Origin of the sequence: Rickettsia endosymbiont of Villa modesta (assembly GCF_964026485.1) — a bacterium.
Taxonomy (GTDB): domain Bacteria; phylum Pseudomonadota; class Alphaproteobacteria; order Rickettsiales; family Rickettsiaceae; genus Rickettsia; species Rickettsia asembonensis.
In genome coordinates this window covers 1,153,904-1,171,500 of sequence record NZ_OZ032157.1, presented here as the reverse complement: position 1 = coordinate 1,171,500, position 17,597 = coordinate 1,153,904, and the positions used below count along the sequence as shown (strand labels likewise).

Genomic DNA, 17,597 nt, shown 5'->3' with positions numbered 1-17,597 from the left:
TTACTATTTGTTCAGGAGATTTATCGTATTTTTTCTTCTTTCTCTTGCCTCGATCTCATCTGTTGCCTGTTTATTTGCAATTTGACGTGTAGTTTCTGGATCTTGTTTAAACATAATACCTCCTGTATGATTGAATAGGTTCATTTAACCATGTTACAATCAAAAGTCAAATATTATTTTAGAAATTCTATTTTTATTAACTGAGTTCAGCTATCAAAGAAACTTCGTAATTACCTGTAAATATTCATCCAGGACTTTTTGGTTATTCTCAACAAATTTTAAAGCTTTTTCACGATAAGCTTTAAGTTCTAGAGAATTATTAGGGCTAAGTAGATATGTTAGTTTGGTTAGTAAATCTTCACCGTTTTTGATTTGGATAGCTGCTTCATTTTGCAGTACGCCTTTAGCGATATCGGTGTTTTTACTCATATCGGGACCGAATATAATACAATTAGAGAAATATGCCGCTTCTAAAATATTATGCCCGCCTTGTTTAAAAGAACCGCCGATAAAAGAAATTGTAGCTACGGAAAAAAACAATCCCATTTCACCGAATCTATCAACTATATAAAGATCGTCGCTTAATACAAGTAAATCATTTTGCGATTTAGCGGTAGCGGATAAATTATGTGACTTACAATTATCGATAATTGATTTAATTCGCTCAGGATGTCTTGGAATTAATATGATATAGCAATCTAAAAACTGCTCTTTTAGGTTTTTTATTATAGGCAAAATCACCTCTTCATCTTCGGGGTGAGTGCTGGCAAATACCACGATTCGCCTACTGTCTAAATGTAAACTTAGTTTTGATAACTCTTCTTGATTAACTGGAAGTTTTTCGTTGGCAAATTTAATATTACCTAAATTAACTGTATCTGATACGCCAAGTTCATTGAATTTTTGTAAGTCACGCTCGCTTTGCACGATAATTTTACTGAAATTTTTGAGGATAAGCTGAAAGAAGCTTTTTCTTTTTAGCCAAGCTTTAAACGATTTATCGGAAATACGAGCATTTACTAGCAGTAATTTACACTGCCTCGCTCCTTCATTAATAGTACACGGCCATAATTCCGATTCTATAAAGATACCTAAATTAGGTTGCCAATTTTTTAAAAATTTTCGAGTAAAAATAATATTATCTATCGGTAAAAATTGGTGAACTGCTATTTTAGGTAATTTGGCAGTTAATATTTTAGCGGAGCTGTTAGTCCAAGAAGTTACTAAAAAACGAATGTCAGGATAGCGTTTACTTATATTACTTATTAAAGTTAAAGCTGCCATTGATTCGCCGACGCTAGCTGCATGAATCCATATTAAGACAGAGTTGTCTTGTCGATACTTACCTATAGCAAAACGTTCTTGGATGCGTCTTATATCTTCCTTACCTATTAATAAACGTATAAGAATTATGATGAAATAAATAGGTAATAATATAAAGCTTAAAGCATAATATAATAACATCATTTCTTTAAACTCTCTGTTAAGCTTGCTAGTTGTTTTTCAAAGCTTATATGGTTTTGTATTTTATTATTTGTGAGTTCTAAAGGTGAGCCAACTATGATTTTAATGATACCAAACGGTAGGGGTATTATTAATTTATCCCAACTTTTTAATCTGAAACATCTAGAAGTGGAGCTGACTATAGGAATAAGTTTTTTGTTATATCTATAGGCAATTTCGGTAATGCCGCTATTTACTTTATATACCGGTCCTTTAGGACCGTCCGGCGTGACTATTATATTTGCACCTTGAGATAACTTACCTATGATATTACGTAAAGCTCCAATTGGATTTTTATTAGTAGAACCTACTATCACTTTGCAACCGAATTTTCCTACTAAATCGTTTAAAATTTTCCCGTCTAAATGCGGTGATATTAAAGCATAGATATTTCTATGTCCTATAAACATAGCTGGGCTTAAGGCAAGCATATTATGCCAAAATGCAAAGATTCCTCCTTGTTCGTTTAGGAATTTTTCCTTATTGCCGTTATCGTAAAATATAAATTTCTGCCTTGAAGTAAAATAAACAAAACGCAAATACCAATATAGTAAAATAGTAATTATACTAAGTACATATTTATTATTTTTTAAAAATTTTTTAAAAACTTTCCGCATTGTTTGTTCTGCCAGTGTCATACCGCGGCCTGTACTTGAGGTATCCATATAAATATTTACATTGTTAATGTTATTTCTGCTTTATTAGATACCGCGGTCAAGCCGCGGTATGACAGCTTAGTATTATAGAGCATCACAAGCTCTTTCAATCCTAATACAAGCTTCTTCTAGCTCTTCCATAGAAGTGGCGTAAGAGATTCTGAAATACCCTTCTAAGCCGAAAGCGATACCGGGTACTACGGCAACTTTTGCTTCTTCAAGTAAATATTCGGCAAAATCATTACTATTTGCAATAATTTTTCCTGATTTAGTTTTATGCCCAAATATTTTATCGCATTTAACAAATAAGTAAAACGCCCCTTCTGGCTTATAACACTCAAAATATTTTACTCTTTTCAAAATTGATAAAGCAAGATCACGCTTTTTTTGAAAATTTAAAGCATTAGGCTTTATATAATCTTGAGGACCGTTTAATGCTTCAATAGCAGCCATTTGACTTATTGAGCAAGGGTTTGAAGTACTTTGCGACTGAAGAATAGTCATTGCTTTAATCAAAGCTTTAGATCCTGCACCGTATCCTATACGCCAACCCGTCATAGAATAAGCTTTAGATACACCGTTTACGGTAAATATTCTCTCTTTGAAATCAGGTGCTATTTGGGCTAATGTATAAAATTTAAAATCATCAAAAGTAATATGCTCGTAAATATCATCGGACATTACGTTCACATGAGGATATTTTCTTAAAACTTTAGCAATATTTTCTAGCTCTTCAAAATTATAGCTTGCACCTGTCGGGTTACTAGGTGAGTTAATAATAAGCCATTTAGTTTTATCGTTAATTAAACGTTCTAAAGCTTCCGCACTTAATTTAAAATTATTTTCAATTTCGCAATTTACAAAAACAGGCATTCCTGTGCTAAGTGCAACCATATCAGGATATGAAACCCAATAGGGTGCCGGAATAATGACCTCATCCCCTTTGTCCAAAGATGCCATAAACAAATTATATATAACTTGCTTACCGCCGGTGCTTACTATTATTTCATCAAGTTCGTAATCTATATTATTTTCACGTTTGAATTTGTCTTTTATTGCTTGCTTTAAAAGCGGCATCCCCTCAACGTTAGTATATTTAGTAACGCCGTCTTTAATGGCTTTGATTGCTGCTTCTTTAATATTGTCAGGCGTATCAAAATCAGGCTCACCGGCACCGAGTGCAATGATATCAACTCCCGCTTTTTTAAGTTCAAGAGTTTTTTTTACGACTGCAAGGGTCGGCGACGGCTTTATAGAATTTAGTCTCGTAGAAATAATTGACATAATTTTGAGTCCGTATTAAATGAAAGCTATAGTAAAATCAGTAATTTCAAGAAATAAATATTAATTTTTATAATGAAATCTACAATTAGATATTATAATTTGTTTAGGATTGACAGAATATATTAGTCTATGTTCGTGGTTAATTCTACGTGACCATAAACCTGATAATATATGTTTAAAAGGTTCGGGCTTACCTATACCTGTAAACGGTGCTTCTTGGATATTTTTTATTAGAAGTTTAATACGTTCATATTTTTTAATATCGTATTTTTTCCAATACGCTAAGTCCTCCGCTGCTTCTAGTGTCCACTCAATCTCAACCATCTAAATTAACTTTAGCAAATTCTCCTCTTTTTGCTTGTTCGATAGATTTTTTTATTCGATTAGCATTAGCCGGATTAGATAATAAATATAATGTTTCTTTTGTAGATTCATATTCTTCTTCGGTTAAAAGAATAATATTCTTATGATTCTTTCTTTTAATAAGATAAGGGACATGATCGTTTTCTACGGTATTTAGTACAGAGCGTAAGTTTTTCCTAAATGAAGTGCCGCTAATTGAGTTCATGAGCTACCTATGGATGTACATATAACATGTACATCCTAGCTTCAATTCCATTAATTTACAAGTAAAATTATTATTTTATTTAAAAATTTATCAAGATATGCTTTATTATAGTCAGTAATATTATTTAGTAATTAAACTATGCTCGGTAAAATAAAAGACAAAATCAAACATTATTGCTTAACTATAATAAATATACCGAATTTTATTAAGAATAAAATTTTAGAATTTAAAAATTATATAAGTGATTGTAAATATAAATTCTCGCATTTAGCCGAAACTAATTATCAGCTTGGACTTGATCATTTATATAGAGGTAATTTAAATGATGCATTGCTTAGGTTTAAACTAGTCGATAAATTTTTTAATCCTAATGATTCTAAAGTATATTATCAACTCGGATGGGTTTATTTTTTAAAAAATAATTACAGACAAGCTATAGAATATTTAGAAAAATCTAATGAAAAATATAAAGCTATATTTATAAATTTTTTGAAAAATTATAAGGATATTACTGAAATACCGGGGGAAATTTGGGGAAAATATCGTGATTTAACTGCACAATATTATCCTACTATTTTTAATAACGATAAAAATATCCATCTCCCGTATAGGTTTGTTAATGATACACTCAAGCAGATATCTGATTTACCGGATAATTATTCTATTTTGGAACTTGGAAGTAATATAGGGCTGGTAGGTTATGAAATACAAAAACGTTTTCCGGAAAGTTTTACTTTAACCGGTGTAGAAATTTCTACTTTAATGAATGATTTACAAGAAACATATTACCCGAACACTAAAATTTACGATCAAATATATAATATTGCTATCGATGAATTTTTAAAACAAAACTCTAATAAATTTAATATTATTTTTAGTTTTTGCGGATTATCGTTTACTAACAATTTAATAGAATATTTTAATTTAATATACTCATCTCTTAGTAAACAAGGGTATTTTGCCCTTTGTTTACCGAACACGGCAAAGACACAATTTTCAGTAAAACGCAAAGAATTTATTTTTAACTTGAATGAAATAAATAATATTTTACAAAAAAATAATTTTACTATATTAACTTCGGAAGAAATAATACTAGCGGAAAACAATAAATATAGTATTATTGTTTGTAAGAAATAACATAAATCAATGAGAATTTTAATTATACTATCTATTATACTATGCTCATTATTCGCAAGAGCTGATCTTGAATATGTTGATAATGACATATATAACTATAATGGTGGAAGAAATGAAAACGGTTGCTTGGAAGTTTACGATCCATACGAAAAATTTAACCGTAAAGTGTTTGCATTTAATTCTGTACTAGATTATATAATATTGCGTCCTTTAGCAATAGGTTATAAGAATATCACGAATGATTACGTAAAAGCACGTGTTAATAGTTTCGTCAGTAATGTTGATACACCGCTTACGGCGGTAAATTACGGGCTTCAGTTAAATTACGATAAAACTATGAAAAGCGTTTGGCGGTTTCTCATTAACACGACGCTTGGCATAGGAGGTTTATTTGACGTAGCAGGTAAAGTAGGTTTGCCGTCTGAACGTCAAACTTTCGGCAGTACCCTCGCACATTATGGAGTTGCCCCAGGTTCTTATTTAGTATTGCCGATAATCGGTAGTACTAACGCAAGAGATATGACGGATTTGGTACTTACTAATTATGCTCTTAATCCATTAATGTACTACACGCATAATGATTTTGACTTAGGAGTACTAGCGGTTAGTAAAATAAACGATCGATATGTTGTATTACCGTTTAGTGATTATGTGATGAAGAATTCTACCGATCCTTATGTGGCTATTAGATCAGCATTACATCGTGTTCGTGAAGCATCGGTTCAATATCCTGAAAATTTTAAATGTCCTAAACCCAAGAATTAATTAAATTAACGAGGATTATATGCAAAAAATTATTACAGGTTTATTTTTATTAGTTATGACGTTTTCCGCTTATTCTAGCGAGAAAGTGCCTGCTGGTTTGAAAGATTATGTTACTAATTTAGTAAATGAAGCTTCTAGTATATTAAATGATAGTAAGCTATCTGAGCGAGTAAAAATTGCTAAAGCACGTGAGTTAATGTCTCAGAACCTAGATTTTGATTGGATGGCTAAATATACATTAGGCAGAAATGGGATAAAAACTTTATCAGGTGGGCAGGTTCAGGAATTCATCAAAGTTTACTCTAAATATGTTACTAAATCTTATACTGATTTAATAAAAGATTATAAAGGTGAACAGCCTAAAATAGTAGGAGTTCGTCCTTTAAGCTCGACCGATTTTATGGTTGCTATGAATATCGTTAGTAATAAAGAGCAAGACCCTATTAAAGTAGAATATCTTGTACGTGAAATGAAAGGGAACGGAAAAGATGTTTTTAAAGTTTCTGATATAATTACGGAAGGTGTAAGTCTTATTGGGGCTCAACAAGACGAGTTTACCGATACTTTAAAAAATCAAGACTTTGAGGCACTAATACAAAAATTAGAAAGTCGTTCTTAATGACCCGATGTCATTCCTGCGAAAGCAGGAATCCAGAAAAAATAGTCTTAATATTGACAAAATAAACCTAAAAAAACAAGTTTTTTGTCGGTTTTACTGGATTCCCGCTTCCGCAGGAATGACATCGATATCCACGCAACAAAGTCCGTTTGCTAATAGCGTCAAACAACATAAATCACTCACATGAAAATCCTAGCAGGCAGTAGTAGTAAGTTACTTGCATCTCGTTTAGCTATAGCATTAAATATTAGATATATTGAGCCGAGAATTACCTATTTCAATGATTCCAAAATAAAAGTAGAAATTCAAGAATCGTTTCATAATGAAGATGTAATCATAGTACAATCCACATCAAAGCCCGTTAATGATCGCTTAATTGAGCTGTTCTTGCTAGTAGATGCAGCAAAAAAAGCAGTAGCAAATCGAATAATTTTAGTAATGCCTTATTTCGGTTATGCAAGGCAAGATAATATAAATTCTCAAAATATAATTCCTGCTAAGTTAAAAGCAGATTTTTTAGAGAAGCTCGGAGTAAACCATGTAATTACTATTGATTTACATTCCGATAAAATAGAGAAATTTTTTAATATTCCTATTTCTAATCTTGAACCTATAAATTTATATACCTCTAGTAAATGAAAAATTGTCAAAGAAGTCAGCAAGTGTTATTAAGTAAGAATGGATTTATAGAAAATTAACATCAGTAGAAAAAGAAGAATTAAAGCTTTACCATAGAAGCGAAAGGGATAAGAGGATTTGTGATAGAATCAAAGCTGTTTTCATGTATGATGATAGCTATAGTATTGATGAGATATCGAAAGTGTTATTACTGAGTGATGGGGAGGGATAAGAAAACATTTAATAGATTATCATAATGCTCAGAAGCTTAAGCCTGGAAATGGCGGTAGTGATAGTAACCTTACTAGACAGGAGGAAGCAGAGTTAATAGTTCATCTAGAAAATAATAATTATGTGTATGCTAGAGATATAGGTTTGTTCATAGAACGTCAATATGGAGTAATCTATACATTAGCTGGGGTAATCAAGCTGTTACACAGACTTGGTTTTAGTTATCAGAAACCTAAGTTAATGCCTGGAAAAATAGATTTAGCTAAGCAAGAGGAATTTAAGCTGCAATATAGTTTGCTAAAAAATAATTTAGCTAAAGATGAGTCTATTTATTTTATGGATAGTGTTCATCCTCAATACCAAACTCGAGCAAGATTTGGTTGGATTAGAAAGAATGTAGTTAAAACATTACCAAGTTTCAGTGGTTGGAAGCGTAAACATATTATTGGTGCTATTAATCTTAAGGATTTAGAGGTAGTAACAACTGACAATCCTAAGGTTAATGGTGATTATATTATTGAATTTTTAAAGAAATTAGAAGCAAATAATCAAGATAAAAGTAAGATTTATTTGATATGCGATAATGCTGGATATCATAGGTCAAAAAAGGTAAAAGAATATCTACAATACAGTAAAATAGGGTTACTATTTTTGCCAGCATATAGTCCTAATTTGAATCCAATTGAACGACTGTGGAAATTTATGCATTCTGTTGTAAGTAACAATAAATTTTATGCGAATTTTGAGACATTTACTGATTCTATACGAATATTTTTTGAAAATATTGAAAAATATAAAAATAAAATTTCTTCATTGGTAAATGACAATTTTCAAACCATTGTGCCTAATCATTTTAACAACTCTTCATGTTGAAGAAGTATATATCCCGTTTTTAAGAACTTATAGCAATTTCGTTATAGTTGCACCTGATAAAGGCAGTATCAATCGAGTTCAAAAAATTAGTAATTTATTAAATATAGATTCAGCTTATATAAACAAAGAAAGGGATATAAATAATAATTGCGAGATGATATCAATAATAGGTAGTGTAGAGGGCAAAAATTGCATATTAATTGATGATATTATAGATAGAGGCGAAACAATTGTAAAAGCAGCAAGATTTTTAAAAGAACATTCGGCTTTATCGGTTAGTGCTTTTATAACTCATGCTGTGCTTGCTGCCGGTTCTAAAGATAAAATTGAAAATTCGGTAATAGATAATATTTTTGTTACCGATACTATAGAAGTAGGTGACTTACCTCCAAAATTTCATATAATACCGGTAATGCCAATTATCGTAAAAGAGTTAAGAAATATACTATGAGCTTGTGTACTCTAGAAATAAATCTATCTGCAATAAAAAATAATTATCTTTTATTACAAGATATTTGCAAAACCTCATTAGTCGGTGCTGCCGTTAAAGCTAACGGTTACGGTCTTGGAGCAGTGCAAATTTCTAAAGCTTTAATAGAAGAAAATTGTAGGCATTTTTTTGTGGCCTCAAGTGAAGAAGGAGTGAATTTACGTAAAGCTCTAGCTTCGTGGCATGGCTCAAAAAACCCGCTCGGTGTCATACCGTGGCTTGACCACGGTATCCAGAAAAAAATTAAAAAAGACTGGATCCCGCGATCAAGTCGCGGGATGACAGAGAAGGAAGTGAGTCATGCAACAACGCCCAAAGCACTAGATAATGATGTTAATATTTTAGTTCTTAACGGCGTTTTTGAACATGATGCTTTAGAGCTTATAGAATATAATTTAACCCCTGTTCTAAATAACTTAAAACAAATAGAAATTTGGCAAAAATTTAGTAATTTGAAAAACCGATTATTGCCTTGTTATGTACATTTCAATACGGGGATTAATCGCCTTGGATTAACTCATAATGAAATAGAACAGCTAATTAATGATCGTGATTTATTAAAAGGGTTAGATTTACAATATATTATAAGCCATCTAGCTATATCCGAGGAAATAGATAATCCTTATAATCTAGAGCAATTAAACAGATTTAAAGCTTATTTACAATATTTCCCAAACGTTAAAGCAAGTCTTGCTAATTCCGGCGGCATATTTTTAGGACAGGACTATCATTTTGATTTAGCAAGACCAGGTGCTGCTTTATATGGGCTTAATCCTGTAATGAAAAATCCCGTAACCTTAAAAGCTCCTATAATTCATTTACAGAATTTGACACTAGATAGCCATATCGGTTATAATATGACTTTTACAACTAAGCGTGATAGTGTTATTGCAACGTTACCGCTTGGTTATGCCGATGGGTTTAGTCGTAATTTTAGCAATCAAGGAGAAGTATTTATTAATGGTCGCAGCGTTCCTATAATAGGGCGAATATCGATGGATTTGATAAATATCGATGTTACCGATCTACCACCGCTTGATATTTTTCTAGGGCAGGAAGCGGAAATTATCGGAAATTATTGCACGCCCGATAAAATAGCGAGTATTATAGGTACTATAGGGTATGAGGTATTGACTAGTCTCGGTAGCAGGTATAAAAGAATTTATAAGTAATCGTCATTGCGAGGAAAAACTGTAAGTTTTGTACGTCCGCAATCTCAGGAGTATTACTTCACGAGATTGCCACGCAGCCTACGGTTGTTGCAAGGCATTGCCCGCATGGATCAATTTTACCTCTGTCATCCCGTGGCTTGACCACGGGATGACACAGTGGGTTTTACCGGTCCACGCAGCAATGCCTGTTCATGACGATTTAGATAATAATTATAAAACAAAAAAATATACACAAATGTTATTAAATATAGCTAATTCGGTTGGTAAACGTACTATAAAGTTTGCACAAAGTGTAGGTAGTTTTTCTCTATTTAGCTTTGCTGCCGTTAGCAGTATCATAAGACCGCCTTTATATTTGAGTTTAATCATCAGACAATTATTATTTATCGGGTTTCACTCGCTTCCGGTTGTTGCGATGACGACTTTTTTCTCAGGTGCGGTACTTGCATTACAGAGCTATACAGGCTTTTCTCGTTTCTCGGCTGAAAGTTCCATTGCAACGGTAGTAGTATTATCGCTGACTAGAGAGCTTGGACCTGTCTTAGCTGGACTAATGGTAGCGGGAAGAGTCGGGGCATCAATCGCCGCCGAAATAGCTACGATGAGAGTAACGGAGCAGGTAGATGCTTTATATACTTTATCTACCGATCCTATTAAATATTTAGTTTTTCCAAGAGTAATAGCCGCTATTATTACAATGCCTTGTCTTGTTTTAATCGGCGATATAATTGGTGTTATGGGCGGTTATTTGGTAGGGGTATATAAACTTGATTTTAATAGCACGGCTTATTTAACCAGTACTTTTCAGTATTTAGAACCGATTGACGTAATTTCCGGTCTTGTTAAAGCGGGAGTTTTTGGGTTTATTATTTCTATAATAAGTTGCTATAGCGGCTATTATTCAGGTAAAGGGGCTAAGGGAGTGGGAAGAGCTACTACCTCGGCAGTAGTAAATTCTTCTATCCTTATCTTAATCAGCAATTATTTAATAACCGAATTATTTTTTAAAGTAAAAATATGAGTACAAAGGAAGAATTTAAAATTAAAATTCGGTCATTATATAAATCATTTGCTAATCATAAGGTGTTAGACGGAATAGATTTGGATGTAAAAAAGGGCAGTTCATTAGTTATTTTAGGCGGTTCCGGTAGTGGCAAATCGGTTCTAATTAAAAATATAGTAGGACTGATTAAACCTGATAAAGGTCAAATTTTTATTGATAATGTAGAAATCCAAGATATCTCAAGTAAACAAAAATTTGAGATTATGGACGGTATAGGCTTTTTATTTCAAGGCGGAGCATTATTTGACTCCTTAAATATACGTGATAATATTACTTTCGAGACTAGAAAATTATCTAAGAAAGAAAAAAACGACCTTGCCGGTGCAAAGCTTAATTCCGTCGGTTTGTCCCCTAGAATACTTGATCTGTACCCTTCCGAATTATCCGGAGGAATGCAAAAAAGAGTAGCACTTGCTAGGGCTATTTGTAGTACACCGTCGATTTTATTTCTTGATGAACCGACCACAGGGCTTGATCCTATAATGGCAAATGTTATCAACGAATTAATTATAAAAATCCAAGAAGAATTAGGGGCAACTACGATTACTATAACTCATGATATGATTAGTGCCGAAAAAATAGCTAAAGAAGTAGCTATGATTTATCAAGGAAAAATTAAATGGTACGGTAGTAAAGATGAAATGTGTAATAGTGATAATCCTTATTTAAAACAATTTATAAATGGATTAACTACCGGTCCTATAGAGGTATAAAATGTTTAAGAACTTATTATGTATAATAATATTTCTGGGTATAAACCTAAATGTTTATGCTATAAACTCTAGCTCTTATACGACAGATGATATAATAAAAATAGTAATTATTCTTGGAATAGTTATTTTAATTTTTAGTCCTGCAAAATTCCGTGTAATCGTTATCGGTACTATGTTAGGCTTGGCCTGTGCCTATTTCACATATAAATACATCGTACCTATCTTTATTTCTTTACTAAACGGACCGTAATTATCTCTTGACACTAGGGTAGGATTACTTTATATTTTTTATCTATTGTATATACTCAGATAGAACTTCAAGAATTGGCTACGTCGTTCTACAAGATCTGCGGTACTCACGTATTAAGTATACGCTCCGCTCCTCGACTTGTGAACCGATTACTCTTTTTGAAGTTGATCTTCGTATGTGTCTTCATTTACTTGGAGTATATTTTATAAGTTTTAAGGTATTTAGCTTATGTCACGTAAGTGCGAACTCACAGGTGTGGGTGTTTTATACGGCAACAATGTATCACATTCTCAACGTAAAACTAGAAGACGTTTTGAGCCTAATTTAAGGTTAGTTAAGTTTACAAGTGATATAACAGCCGGAGAATATAGATTATCGGTTAATGCTAGATGTATTAGTTCAGTGGAAAAAGCCGGCGGTTTTGATGCGTATATTCTAAAAGCCAATGATAATGTTTTATCAAGTAACGCTAGAGCTATTAAGAAAAAAATAATTCAGACTAAAACGGCAAAATCATTATGAAAAGCGGTATACATCCAGAATATAAAAAGTTTTTGATTAAAGTAGGAAGCGATGTTTTTGAAACAATGTCTACTCATCCTACAGGTGAAATTTTAATGGATGTTGATTTTAGAAAGCATCCGGCATGGAATAAAGATTTCGGAAATGTAGTAAATCAATCGAACAAAAGTGTTAGTGATTTCAATAAAAGATTCTCAGGTCTTTCTTTCGGTGGTAAGAAAGAAGCTAGTTAAGCTTTGTTTGTGGATACTAAAGGTCGTCTGGGCTACGGAAATTGCATAGCAATTGTACGCCCGCAATCTCAGGAATTTATTATTATTTCATGAGATTGCCACGCAGCCTACGGATGCTCACAATGACTACTCGGTATCTATGCAAGAATGACACTAGCAATATTCGCATAGTATTGGACTAAATCACAATATAACACAGATAAATCGTCAATTCTCAATTATTGCGGGGTGGAGCAGCTCGGTAGCTCGTCAGGCTCATAACCTGAAGGTCGTTGGTTCAAATCCAGCCCCCGCTACCATATTTGATAAAATAACCATATAAAAACTTGTTTTTATATGGTTATACTGGATTCCCGCCTATGCGGGAATGACATTGAGTAGGCTTTTTAAGCCATGCAAAAAGTATTCAGTCGTTTGCAATGATGACTCTGTATCTACGCAGCAATGCCTAATTACATCCAATACGAAAGCAAATTATGACTACTCAGAAAATAGTATCTACAAAATCATCTGACGGCAGTAAGCTTTTTCGTCATCAAGCTAAATTTGTAGCTGGTGCTATGAATATAAATCAAATCCCCAATTTTTCATTACCGGAAATTGCTTTTGTCGGTAAGTCAAATGTCGGCAAATCAAGCCTAATAAATACGATATGTAATAATAAAAATCTTGCTAAAGTTTCTAATACTCCTGGACGTACTAGGCAAATCAATTTTTTTAACCTTGCAGATAAACTTATTATAGTTGACCTTCCCGGTTATGGTTTTGCTAATGTTCCTATATCAGTCAAAGAACAGTGGGAAGTGTTAATTAGTTATTATTTACGAAATAGTTATAATTTAAGGTTAGTTAACTTATTGATTGATTCAAGAAGAGGTATAAAAGAAAACGATAAGAAAGTAGCAGAGCTATTACTTGCAAATAAAAGAGAATTTCAAATTATTTTCACAAAATCCGATAAAGTTAAGGATCGTAAAAACCTTAACGATGAAGCACAGAATTTTCTTGCAACTTTAAACTACTCATGTAATGTTATGTATGTAAGTAGTAGGAGTAAAGAAGGTGCAAGAGAACTTAAAGCTAGTTTGGCAAAATGCATCAAACCTCAAAGGTAAAGAGGTAGATAGTATTTCTTCATTAAATAACATTGCTATAATTAAGAATATAATAAAGTGTAGTAGTGAGCTGAAGAATCAAGCAATAGTTCTAAAATTACCTGCTACTATTATTATGGACAATAAATTATTTACGGCTTTTATTGAGTCTGTTAGATTGCTTGAGATGTGCGGTGCTAAAATATATATAGTACATGATCATATTGATTTGCGAAGTTCGTCTTTAATATCACAAATAGATGAAAATTTTAGTCAGAAAATTAGTAAAATAAGCGACTATAGTTCTCTAAATAATCCTATTATTATGGAAATTTTATCTAGTTACGTTAACAAGCTTATAGTAACAAAGTTAAGTAGTATAGGTTGTTATGCAGTTGGTATTTCAGGTAAGGATGCTAATTTACTGCAAGTAAAAAAGTCAAAATTATCTCACCGAAAAATTGTAAATCATGATGTTATAAATATTGGTTTTTTAAGTGAACCTATTATGATTAATCCGGAAATTTTATTAAATTTTGAAGATAATAATATTATACCCGATAGCACCATTTGCTAATGATGATCAGGAAAAAACGCATTTATTAAATGTTAACTTAACGGTAGCAACAATTGCTTCTGCATTAAGTGCAGAACATTTAATATTGCCATATGAGATATTACAGGTATCCGAGACATTTCCGTATAATATAAAAATACGAGATATTAACTTATTGAAATCAATGTTAGATGATAGTAATAATTTCATCGAAGAAGAATTAATTAAGATAGCAGTTAATGCACTTGAAAATAATAACGGTTACGTACATTTTGTGAATAGTGAAGTACCGAATTCAATGTTGTCAACTATGTTTGATATTAATATAAATTAATAGAGGTTTTTTATGGCAGGAGCATTAGCATCCGATCTTTTATTTGTAGGGTTAACTAGACCGCCGATGATATTTGGAGTAAGTATTAAGTTTGCTGCATTAAATATGATAATGACGATGATAGTATTTATTTGGAATAACGGTATTATGATTTTATTCATTGCAGCTGCTTTGCATTTGGTAGCTTATATTATATGTTTTAAAGAACCGAGATTCATAGAGCTATATTTAAATAAAATGTCAAGAACTAGCCAATGTCCTAATAAATTTTACTACGGAGCAAATTCGTATAATATTTGAGTTTTATGTCATTCTCGCGTGAATGCTAAACCTACTCGATGTCATCCTCGTACAGGCGTGGATCCAGAAAAAAGGTATAACCGACAAAATAAATCAAAATAGTTAAATCAGGTGAGGTAATGAAGTTATTTAGAACTAGAGCAGCTAAAGAATTAAGGTCTAAACAAGAAAGACCAACTTCGCATTTTATTCCTTATAAATGTCATTGGGATAGTAATACTATTTTAACAAAAGATAATTCTTTATTACAAGTTATTAAAATAAACGGATTTTCTTTTGAAACTGCTGATGATGAAGATTTAGACATTAAAAAGAATATCAGAAATGTCTTACTTAAAAATATGGCTTCGGGAAATATCGTTATGTATTTCCATACTATTAGAAGACGTAAAGCAGTAATATTTGACGATACGGAATTTACTTATGATCCTACCGTAAAAGTCCCTAATGATTTTATTACTTATTTAGGTGCGGAATGGCGTAAGAAACATGCGAGTGCTAGGTCATTTTTTAACGAATTATATGTTAGTATTTTATATAAGCCTGATACAGGCGGTGCTGTTATAGTTGAGTATTTTCTAAAGAAGCTTAGACAAAAATCTAATAAAACCGCTTGGGAAAATGACATGAAAGAGATGAAAGAAAATCTTCAAGAAATGTCAACTAGAGTGGTTAATACATTCAGAAGTTACGGAGCAAGATTACTTGGAGTTCGTCAAACGCAGTCAGGTAGTTATTGTGAAATTTTAGAATTCCTTTCATCTTTAATCAATTGCGGCGATTCACCAGGTCCTATAGCATTACCGCGTGGTACTATTGACGAATATTTACCGACTCATCGCTTATTTTTTGATTCGCGTACTATTGAAGCAAGAAGTCCGCTTGGCAAAAAATATGCCGGAATGATTAGTATACTTGAATACGGGCCTAATACTTCGGCAGGAATTTTTGACGGATTCCTGCAAATGCCTTTTGAATTTGTCATGACTCAAAGCTTTGTCTTTGCTAATAGAACCATAGCGATCGGTAAAATGCAATTACAGCAAAATAGAATGATACAATCCGGTGATAAAGCTACTTCGCAAATTGCTGAAATTAATACGGCCCTTGATATGGCCACTAGCGGTAATATCGGTTTCGGTGAGCATCATTTATCGCTTTTATGTTCTGCGAATAATATTAAATCTTTGGAAGATATATTATCAATGGCAGCAGTTGAGCTTTCTAATTCAGGAATTCAGCCGGTTAGAGAAAAAGTTAACATGGAACCTAGCTATTGGGGACAGTTGCCGGGAAATATGGATTATATAGTACGTAAATCCACTATAAATACTCTTAATATGGCTAGCTTTGCCTCACAACATAATTATCCGCTTGGTAAAATTAGAGATAACCATTGGGGAGAATATGTCACAGTACTTGATACTACTTCAGGTACGCCGTTTTATTTTAATTTCCATGTAAGGGATGTTGGACATACTCTAATTATCGGTCCAACTGGTGCCGGTAAAACAGTTCTTATGAATTTCTTATGTGCGGAAGCACAAAAATTCAAACCTCGTATGTTCTTTTTTGATAAAGATCGAGGAGCAGAAATATTTATACGTGCTTTAAACGGAGTTTATACGGTAATTGATCCGGGATTAAAATGTAATTTTAATCCCTTGCAGCTTGAAGATACTAGTGAGAATAGAATATTTATTTTAGAGTGGCTTCGTGTACTTGTAACTTCTAACGGTGAAAGTTTAACTGCACAAGATAATAAAATCTTATCGCAAGCAGTAAGCGGTAATTTTAGATTAGAGAAAAAAGACAGAAGGCTTAGTAATGTTATAGCATTTCTTGGTATTGATACACCAAATAGTTTGGCAAGTAGGATTGCAATGTGGGTTGGTAAAGGTTCACATGCTAAGATATTTGACAATGAAGTAGATGATATTGATTTACAAAAAGCAAGGGTATTCGGGTTTGATATGACTGAATTACTTAAAGACCCTGTCAGCCTTGCACCGGTATTGTTATATATTTTCCATCGCATTAATATCTCTTTAGATGGACAAAAAACTATGATAGTACTTGATGAAGCATGGGCTTTAATCGATAATCCGGTATTTGCACCTAAAATCAAAGATTGGTTAAAAGTGTTGAGAAAATTAAATACTTTTGTTATATTTGCTACGCAGAGTGTTGAAGATGCCGCAAAAAGTAGAATTAGTGATACGTTGATTCAACAAACAGCTACGCAGATTTTTTTACCTAATTTGAAAGCTACGGATATTTATCGTAGTGCATTTATGTTAAGTCAGCGAGAATATATTTTAATTAAAACTACCGACCCTACTACACGTTATTTTTTAATAAAACAAGGAATAGATGCCGTAGTTGCTAAAGTTAACTTAGACGGTATGAATAATATAATTAGTGTTTTATCCGGCAGAGTTGAGACTGTAATATTGCTCGATCAAATTAGAGAGAAATACGGCAATGATCCGGATAAGTGGTTACCTATATTTTATGAAGCAATTAAAACATTATAGATTTAATGGATACCGAGTCGTCATTGCGAGCAGTCGTAGACTGCGGGGCAATCCAGAAAAAGTAATAAAAAAATTCTGT

20 protein-coding genes, 1 tRNA gene and 1 pseudogene are annotated in these 17,597 nt (G+C 32.5%); 17 read left to right on the top strand and 5 right to left on the bottom strand.

Going from position 1 to position 17,597, the window contains the following annotated elements:
• Positions 1-213 precede the first annotated feature (213 nt).
• The 5 genes from waaA to AC5584_RS06675 all read right to left on the bottom strand — a co-directional run bounded on the left by waaA (position 214) and on the right by AC5584_RS06675 (position 4,011).
• The gene (gene waaA / locus AC5584_RS06695; protein WP_499216263.1) at positions 214-1,467 is read right to left on the bottom strand and encodes a lipid IV(A) 3-deoxy-D-manno-octulosonic acid transferase; all 1,254 of its coding nucleotides are present in this window, start codon (positions 1,465-1,467) and stop codon (positions 214-216) included.
• The gene (locus AC5584_RS06690; protein ID WP_499217028.1) at positions 1,464-2,120 is read right to left on the bottom strand and encodes a lysophospholipid acyltransferase family protein; all 657 of its coding nucleotides are present in this window, start codon (positions 2,118-2,120) and stop codon (positions 1,464-1,466) included. The genes waaA and AC5584_RS06690 overlap by 4 nt, the downstream gene beginning before the upstream one ends.
• Before the next feature lie 123 nt (positions 2,121-2,243).
• On the bottom strand, positions 2,244-3,443 hold the full coding sequence (locus AC5584_RS06685) for a pyridoxal phosphate-dependent aminotransferase (RefSeq protein WP_499216262.1): 1,200 nt from the start codon (positions 3,441-3,443) through the stop codon (positions 2,244-2,246).
• A gap of 60 nt (positions 3,444-3,503) precedes the next feature.
• Entirely contained in the window at positions 3,504-3,767 is a 264-nt protein-coding gene (locus AC5584_RS06680; RefSeq protein ID WP_499216261.1) for a Txe/YoeB family addiction module toxin, read from the bottom strand.
• Positions 3,760-4,011, bottom strand: coding sequence for a type II toxin-antitoxin system Phd/YefM family antitoxin (locus AC5584_RS06675; protein ID WP_499216260.1), 252 nt, complete (start codon positions 4,009-4,011; stop codon positions 3,760-3,762). Before AC5584_RS06675 ends, AC5584_RS06680 begins: the two co-directional genes overlap by 8 nt.
• 138 nt (positions 4,012-4,149) lie before the next feature.
• Between AC5584_RS06675 and AC5584_RS06670 the strand changes: the two genes are divergently transcribed.
• The 17 genes and pseudogenes from AC5584_RS06670 (at position 4,150) to AC5584_RS06590 (ending at position 17,518) form a co-directional block, all read left to right on the top strand.
• A complete protein-coding gene (locus AC5584_RS06670; protein WP_499216259.1) occupies positions 4,150-5,148 on the top strand; it encodes a methyltransferase domain-containing protein in 999 nt (332 codons plus the stop codon).
• A gap of 9 nt (positions 5,149-5,157) precedes the next feature.
• Positions 5,158-5,913 carry an MlaA family lipoprotein gene (locus tag AC5584_RS06665; RefSeq protein ID WP_499216258.1) on the top strand — a complete coding sequence of 252 codons (756 nt, stop codon included), beginning with the start codon at positions 5,158-5,160 and terminating at the stop codon, positions 5,911-5,913.
• A 19-nt stretch (positions 5,914-5,932) separates the two neighbouring features.
• Entirely contained in the window at positions 5,933-6,532 is a 600-nt protein-coding gene (locus tag AC5584_RS06660; protein WP_499216257.1) for a Tgt2/MlaC family protein, read from the top strand.
• A 183-nt stretch (positions 6,533-6,715) separates the two neighbouring features.
• Positions 6,716-7,171 (top strand): ribose-phosphate diphosphokinase, encoded by a 456-nt coding sequence (prs, locus tag AC5584_RS06655; RefSeq protein WP_499216256.1) that lies wholly within the window; start codon positions 6,716-6,718, stop codon positions 7,169-7,171.
• 207 nt (positions 7,172-7,378) lie between these two features.
• Positions 7,379-8,254 (top strand): IS630 family transposase, encoded by an 876-nt coding sequence (locus AC5584_RS06650; RefSeq protein WP_499217027.1) that lies wholly within the window; start codon positions 7,379-7,381, stop codon positions 8,252-8,254.
• On the top strand, positions 8,202-8,705 hold the full coding sequence (gene prs, locus AC5584_RS06645) for a ribose-phosphate diphosphokinase (protein ID WP_499216255.1): 504 nt from the start codon (positions 8,202-8,204) through the stop codon (positions 8,703-8,705). Before AC5584_RS06650 ends, prs (AC5584_RS06645) begins: the two co-directional genes overlap by 53 nt.
• Positions 8,702-9,916: an alanine racemase gene (locus AC5584_RS06640; protein WP_499216254.1), complete on the top strand. Its 1,215-nt coding sequence runs from the start codon at positions 8,702-8,704 to the stop codon at positions 9,914-9,916. Before prs (AC5584_RS06645) ends, AC5584_RS06640 begins: the two co-directional genes overlap by 4 nt.
• 235 nt (positions 9,917-10,151) lie before the next feature.
• The gene (locus AC5584_RS06635; RefSeq protein ID WP_499217026.1) at positions 10,152-10,937 is read left to right on the top strand and encodes an MlaE family ABC transporter permease; all 786 of its coding nucleotides are present in this window, start codon (positions 10,152-10,154) and stop codon (positions 10,935-10,937) included.
• Positions 10,934-11,692, top strand: a complete 759-nt coding sequence (locus AC5584_RS06630) for an ABC transporter ATP-binding protein (RefSeq protein WP_499216253.1) — start codon at positions 10,934-10,936, stop codon at positions 11,690-11,692. The genes AC5584_RS06635 and AC5584_RS06630 overlap by 4 nt, the downstream gene beginning before the upstream one ends.
• 1 nt (position 11,693) lies before the next feature.
• Positions 11,694-11,942, top strand: coding sequence for a DUF5510 family protein (locus tag AC5584_RS06625; RefSeq protein ID WP_499216252.1), 249 nt, complete (start codon positions 11,694-11,696; stop codon positions 11,940-11,942).
• A gap of 228 nt (positions 11,943-12,170) precedes the next feature.
• Entirely contained in the window at positions 12,171-12,464 is a 294-nt protein-coding gene (gene rpmB, locus AC5584_RS06620; RefSeq protein WP_499216251.1) for a 50S ribosomal protein L28, read from the top strand.
• Positions 12,461-12,697 carry a 50S ribosomal protein L31 gene (gene rpmE / locus AC5584_RS06615; RefSeq protein ID WP_499216250.1) on the top strand — a complete coding sequence of 79 codons (237 nt, stop codon included), beginning with the start codon at positions 12,461-12,463 and terminating at the stop codon, positions 12,695-12,697. Before rpmB ends, rpmE begins: the two co-directional genes overlap by 4 nt.
• Positions 12,698-12,919: 222 nt before the next feature.
• A tRNA-Met gene (locus AC5584_RS06610) sits at positions 12,920-12,996 on the top strand.
• A 177-nt stretch (positions 12,997-13,173) separates the two neighbouring features.
• Positions 13,174-13,812, top strand: coding sequence for a ribosome biogenesis GTP-binding protein YihA/YsxC (yihA, locus tag AC5584_RS06605; protein WP_499216249.1), 639 nt, complete (start codon positions 13,174-13,176; stop codon positions 13,810-13,812).
• Positions 13,760-14,681: pseudogene (locus tag AC5584_RS06600) on the top strand (amino acid kinase family protein). Before yihA ends, AC5584_RS06600 begins: the two are co-directional and overlap by 53 nt.
• A 12-nt stretch (positions 14,682-14,693) precedes the next feature.
• The gene (locus AC5584_RS06595; protein WP_010976817.1) at positions 14,694-14,981 is read left to right on the top strand and encodes a type IV secretion system protein VirB3; all 288 of its coding nucleotides are present in this window, start codon (positions 14,694-14,696) and stop codon (positions 14,979-14,981) included.
• 119 nt (positions 14,982-15,100) lie between these two features.
• Positions 15,101-17,518, top strand: a complete 2,418-nt coding sequence (locus AC5584_RS06590; RefSeq protein WP_499216248.1) for a VirB4 family type IV secretion/conjugal transfer ATPase — start codon at positions 15,101-15,103, stop codon at positions 17,516-17,518.
• The last annotated feature ends 79 nt before the right edge of the window (positions 17,519-17,597 follow it).

Coding starts and splice junctions, on each gene's coding strand:
- waaA (WP_499216263.1), bottom strand. CDS start 1,467: ATGATGTTATTATATTATGCTTTAAGCTTTATATTATTACCTATTTAT.
- AC5584_RS06690 (WP_499217028.1), bottom strand. CDS start 2,120: ATGCGGAAAGTTTTTAAAAAATTTTTAAAAAATAATAAATATGTACTT.
- AC5584_RS06685 (WP_499216262.1), bottom strand. CDS start 3,443: ATGTCAATTATTTCTACGAGACTAAATTCTATAAAGCCGTCGCCGACC.
- AC5584_RS06680 (WP_499216261.1), bottom strand. CDS start 3,767: ATGGTTGAGATTGAGTGGACACTAGAAGCAGCGGAGGACTTAGCGTAT.
- AC5584_RS06675 (WP_499216260.1), bottom strand. CDS start 4,011: ATGAACTCAATTAGCGGCACTTCATTTAGGAAAAACTTACGCTCTGTA.
- AC5584_RS06670 (WP_499216259.1), top strand. CDS start 4,150: ATGCTCGGTAAAATAAAAGACAAAATCAAACATTATTGCTTAACTATA.
- AC5584_RS06665 (WP_499216258.1), top strand. CDS start 5,158: ATGAGAATTTTAATTATACTATCTATTATACTATGCTCATTATTCGCA.
- AC5584_RS06660 (WP_499216257.1), top strand. CDS start 5,933: ATGCAAAAAATTATTACAGGTTTATTTTTATTAGTTATGACGTTTTCC.
- prs (WP_499216256.1), top strand. CDS start 6,716: ATGAAAATCCTAGCAGGCAGTAGTAGTAAGTTACTTGCATCTCGTTTA.
- prs (WP_499216255.1), top strand. CDS start 8,202: ATGACAATTTTCAAACCATTGTGCCTAATCATTTTAACAACTCTTCAT.
- AC5584_RS06640 (WP_499216254.1), top strand. CDS start 8,702: ATGAGCTTGTGTACTCTAGAAATAAATCTATCTGCAATAAAAAATAAT.
- AC5584_RS06635 (WP_499217026.1), top strand. CDS start 10,152: ATGTTATTAAATATAGCTAATTCGGTTGGTAAACGTACTATAAAGTTT.
- AC5584_RS06630 (WP_499216253.1), top strand. CDS start 10,934: ATGAGTACAAAGGAAGAATTTAAAATTAAAATTCGGTCATTATATAAA.
- AC5584_RS06625 (WP_499216252.1), top strand. CDS start 11,694: ATGTTTAAGAACTTATTATGTATAATAATATTTCTGGGTATAAACCTA.
- rpmB (WP_499216251.1), top strand. CDS start 12,171: ATGTCACGTAAGTGCGAACTCACAGGTGTGGGTGTTTTATACGGCAAC.
- rpmE (WP_499216250.1), top strand. CDS start 12,461: ATGAAAAGCGGTATACATCCAGAATATAAAAAGTTTTTGATTAAAGTA.
- yihA (WP_499216249.1), top strand. CDS start 13,174: ATGACTACTCAGAAAATAGTATCTACAAAATCATCTGACGGCAGTAAG.
- AC5584_RS06595 (WP_010976817.1), top strand. CDS start 14,694: ATGGCAGGAGCATTAGCATCCGATCTTTTATTTGTAGGGTTAACTAGA.
- AC5584_RS06590 (WP_499216248.1), top strand. CDS start 15,101: ATGAAGTTATTTAGAACTAGAGCAGCTAAAGAATTAAGGTCTAAACAA.